Annotated in this window: 4 protein-coding genes; all 4 read left to right on the top strand. The window is 57.6% G+C overall.

The features are described from left to right. The first annotated feature begins 288 nt into the window (after positions 1-288). Positions 289-516 (top strand): DUF433 domain-containing protein, encoded by a 228-nt coding sequence (locus ACOYNV_RS25775; protein WP_422902676.1) that lies wholly within the window; start codon positions 289-291, stop codon positions 514-516. Beyond that, positions 476-847: a DUF5615 family PIN-like protein gene (locus tag ACOYNV_RS25770; protein ID WP_422902675.1), complete on the top strand. Its 372-nt coding sequence runs from the start codon at positions 476-478 to the stop codon at positions 845-847. Before ACOYNV_RS25775 ends, ACOYNV_RS25770 begins: the two co-directional genes overlap by 41 nt. Positions 848-1,183: 336 nt before the next feature. Next, complete coding sequence (locus ACOYNV_RS25765; protein WP_422902674.1) at positions 1,184-2,860, top strand: PEP-CTERM sorting domain-containing protein; 1,677 nt, start codon at positions 1,184-1,186, stop codon at positions 2,858-2,860. Between the two features lie 115 nt (positions 2,861-2,975). Further along, positions 2,976-4,454 carry a tetratricopeptide repeat protein gene (locus ACOYNV_RS25760; RefSeq protein ID WP_422902673.1) on the top strand — a complete coding sequence of 493 codons (1,479 nt, stop codon included), beginning with the start codon at positions 2,976-2,978 and terminating at the stop codon, positions 4,452-4,454. Positions 4,455-4,681 lie beyond the last annotated feature (227 nt).

Here is a 4,681-nt window from a genome sequence, read left to right as displayed (position 1 = left end):
CGCCGCTCCCTTCAGGAAAAACCTCAATCCGGGGTGCTTCCCAAATACATATTTTCTAAGGGGGGCCAAAACCGGCTCAGGGACCGGGCTCGTCCAACAAACGGTTCAGATCGTGGCTTCGCACGATCTAACCTTATTCGTTAGGGTGGGGATGGGGGAAAGCCTGTAACGGTGCAACCACCCCATCCCCATCCCGGCCTTCCCCTTGAAGGGGAAGGAGAAAAACGGCAGCACCTGAGTAGTTACAGTTTTAGTTATTATGGTCACAGAGCTTACGGGAGTGAAACCATGAATGCCAGCTTGTTGAGCCGAATCACCATTGAGCCAGGAAAGTGCGGTGGCAAGCCGTGTATCCGCAGCATGCGCATCCGTGTCAGCGACATTCTCGAACTGCTTGGCGAGGGAATCAGCTTCGAAGAGGTGTTGGCCGATTTTCCCGACCTTGAGCGCGAAGACATACTAGCCTGCCTCCAGTTTGCGGCCAGACGGACTGACATCGTTCGCATTGCAGCATGAAATTCTGTGTAGACGCTCAGTTACCACTCCTGCTCTGGCAACATGGCTCGCCGAACGCTTCAATGTTGACGCCTTGTCTTTACGCGATATCGGTTTGAGGGACGCCCCCGATATGGAAATATTCCGTGCCGCACAACAGGCAGGAATCGTTGTCATCAGCAAGGATAGTGATTTTGTCGAACTGGTTAGCCGCTACGGTACGCCTCCACAGCTTGTCTGGATCACTTGCGGCAACGTGAGCAACCGAAGTTTGAAGAATGTTTTCGAGGCGTCGTTTTCTGAAACGAAGCGGCTATTGGAGTCAGGGGATTCCGTTGTCGAATTGGGTTAGAGTTTTATCTGCGGGACTATCATGAAGAATGCGACTCTGACCCCTTTGATTCTTTGAGTGGCTTAAACCATGAAAGTCTCCTGCTTAACCGAGGGATGGCTGCTCGAAGAATCTGTCCCCGCAATTCCGTGAAGCTCAGCCATTTTGAATGCCAACTGTCGAATTTTTTTACAGTCTAAAGATGTGCGCTAGGCCCCCGAAGACGCAAGTGATTGATTTTGTTTACTTTCTGATTCGTGGCGTAGTATTTGCTTAAGAATGATCGGGTTAGGCAATGTAACTGACCTAAGGTACTCGCGTTAAGGGGTTGATATTTTTTTATCAATGGAGATAAAAATGAAACTAGGAAAAATTGTATTTGCGCAACGTACAATCAGCGCCGCCGTGATGTCGCTGGGTCTGGTGGTGAGCGGGGGAGCCTTGGCGGGCTCTTTCACTTTTTCGACAACAGCCGAATGGGCCACCGGAGTGCTGACCAACACCAATGGCCTACCACCGCCAGCCACCGGCAACGGTCATGTGCGGTTGGACGAGGTTGTGCTTACACCGTTCAACCACATCTGGGTGGCGATGTCGGGTCGCGGCACGGCGGTACGCATCAACACGGATCACCAGGACGCCGACAAACGCGTCACGCTGGCTGAGTCAGCGGCCGGCAACGGCGCTGTCTATGGCGAGTACCGCACAGCACCTCAGGGCCAGGCAACTGACCCCTCTCGCACCACGGTCGACAAGAATGGTGACGTCTGGGTCGGAAACCGCGCGCAGGCGAATGCACAACAGGGTGGGTCGGTGGTCAAGCTGTCGGCTACACCCACCGGAACGACATCCACGGGCGTATGGAACGGCAGCAACTTCAACGTGCTGGACTGGAACAACGCCGGTGGAGCCGATACGCTCGGCGGCAAGAGCACGGCTGCAGATTCGGCGGTTTCACTCTATGTCCGTACGCCCGGCACCGCGAATCGGACCCTTGCCGTCGATGCCAATAATGATGTCTGGGTCGGTGGCTACAACAACAAACTGCACCAGAAACTTGATGGCACGACGGGTGTTGCGATCGGTGCGCCGGTGGACCTGGGCGCGAATAGCGGCTATGGCGGCCTGATCGACGGCAACGGCGTACTGTGGTCGGCCGGTTGGGCAAACGGCAGCCTGTCGCGTTACGACCCGGCCACGGGCATCAGCACCGACCACAACGTAGGCGGCGGCTCCTATGGTCTGGCGGTGGACTCCAAGGGCAACGTCTACAACGGGCACTTGAACAATGCAGTTTCGAAACTTGATTCGGCAGGCAACTTGCTATGGACCAAGACCTACGCCGGCGGCAACCAAAACCGCGGCATCGCAGTAACGCCCGACGACAACGTCTGGATCGCCAATAGCGGCACGAACACAGTTTCGCGTCTAAACAGCGACGGCATTCTGCTCCAAACGATCACCGTCGAAATGAACCCGATGGGCATCTCGGTCGACAGCAAGGGCAAGGTCTGGGCCGTCAACTACGGTTCGGGCAGCGCGAGCCGCATCGACCCGGCTACCAACTTGGTCGACCTGACCGTCGAGCTCGGTGGTGGAAATCCCTATAACTACAGCGACATGACCGGCACGGTCGTCAGTGGCACCACCAGCCCCAGTGGCACCTGGCGCAAAGTGATGAACGGTGGCGTTGCGGGGGCTGACTGGGATGAGATCTTCTATAACGAGGAGACTGAGGGTGCTGTTCCAGGGACGACCGGCCTGCTGATTGAGGTTCGAGCTGCTGATCTCTTGGGTGATCTGACCAGTGAGGCTTGGACTACCGTCATTAGTGGCAACGACGTCAACCTGACAGGCAAGTTTCTCGAGGTGCGCGCGACGCTGACTCGTCCGGGCAACAGCAACCTCACCCCGGTACTGTCCGATCTTCGCATTAACTTTGCAGGGGATAACGTCGTGCCCGAGCCCGGCACGCTGGCACTACTGGCAGCGGCCCTCATCTCGGCCGCCGGCCTGCGTCGTCGCCAGCGCTGAGCAACGACTGACCAGGAACGACAGGGCCGCCGCAAGGCGGTCTTGTCGTTTTCAAGCGGCAGAATTAAATGCCATGCTAAGATTTATGACCGTTCTCTTTTCTCAGAGCAGATATATGTCCTTTTACATACGCACTTTCGCCATGGTCATGGCTCTCGCGGTTGCCGGCGTGCAGGCGGTACCGGTCACTACCGCACCCGGCAGCAAGTCGGGAAGTTTATTGGCCGAACCAGGTGCCACATTGCAGTTCAGCTTGCCCGCGGACATGCACGCCAATCCGTCCGAGCAAGTTCCGCCCGAAGTACTGGCAAAACTGCGCGGTAGCGGTAACGCGCAAGCACTGCGCAAGATGGGCCTGGAACTTAAGCAGCGCCTCGACCAGAATCCGGGCGACCCCTATCTGATGCATGCGCTGGCCACCGTCATGTTCCATGACGGAAGTGAAAAGGAAGCGCGCGCGCTTTGGGCGGCAGCGAGCAAGCGGGAGCCCAACTTGGCTTTGGCGGAATTGATGGCTGCGGTGCATGGTGTATACGCGCTGCAGGGGAAGGGTGAGCAAGCGGAAGCGAAGAAGCAGCTTGCCGCCGTCGAAAAGAAGTATGCCGCTGATCCGCATTTTCTATTGATGCGTGGCGAACAGGCGATGCGCGCGAAAAACGTCAAGGCGGCCGAGATTGCCTATCGCCGCGCATACGAATTGGCGCCCACACTCTACGTCACCAGCCTCAATCTGGCACGGTTTGTCGATGCTGCCAGAAACGACGTCACGTCCGCGACGCGCCTGTACAGCGAAGCGAGTCGACTGGCGCCGAAACGGCCCGAAGTCTGGAACAACTACGGGTTATTCCTCCTTCGCCACAACCAGGCCGATCTGGCACTCGATGCCTTCCGCAAGGTAAAGTCGCTGGACGCCAGCGCTCCCTTACCTGAAAGGAGGATGGGTGACCTTAGCGTATCGCTTGGCCGGTACGAGGAAGCCCGGCGATGGTACCTTGCCGCACTCGCGCTGAAACTTTCCGAAGCCGAAACGCAAACCATCCGGGTTGCCTTGGGGGATGTTCTCCTGCGACTCAAACGCTATGACGAAGCGCGCCAGGAAATGGAGGCCGTACTGCGAACCCAGGAACTGCCACCGGTGGTTTTTGCGCTCGGCACGATCGACGAGGCGCAGGGGAAGCTGCAAGCAGCCGAGGCGCGTTATCGCCAGACATTGAAACTGACGCCGGGTAATCCGCTGGCAGCCAACAATCTGGCGATGTTGCTGCTGAAATCCGACAAGGGTGCCGCCGAGGCGCTGAAACTGGCTGACGAAGCTCGCCGAGCCATCCCGAACAACGCCATCATCGAGGGCACCTGGGGATGTGCGCTGGGGGCAAACGGGCGTCCCGGCGAAGCCGTCAAGGTGCTTGAGGGCGTAGTGAAGGCGGCTCCCGACGATCCTTGGGTACACTATTGCCTGGGCAAGGGATTGATTGCACAGCGACGGGGCAAGGAGGCTACCCCGCACCTCAAGCAGGCACTGCAACTCGACGAGCACTTTCCCCGGCGCGACGAAGTCAACAAACTGATCGCTCCGCTGCGCCAGGTCCGGTGAAGTTGTCTTCCCAAGCGGGTGCACAGCCAAAGTAGGGAACAACAGGTGACAGACCGTTCGCCGTGATCGGCGATATATCCGGCATTATGTAGCGGCTACAAAATCACCTTTTTGCCAATGTTCGGGCACCTCGTCAGCTTCTGGGGAATTGGCCTTTTCGGTGGCTGGTGGCTGAGGATAGGCATTTCAAAGACCCAATCCCAAGTATTCTCGTCCGCAGCATACCA

It is taken from the genome of Propionivibrio sp., assembly GCF_049316945.1.
GTDB lineage: Bacteria > Pseudomonadota > Gammaproteobacteria > Burkholderiales > Rhodocyclaceae > Propionivibrio.
The sequence above is the reverse complement of the archived record's forward strand: the minus strand, read 5'-3'. Positions and strand labels throughout refer to the sequence as shown.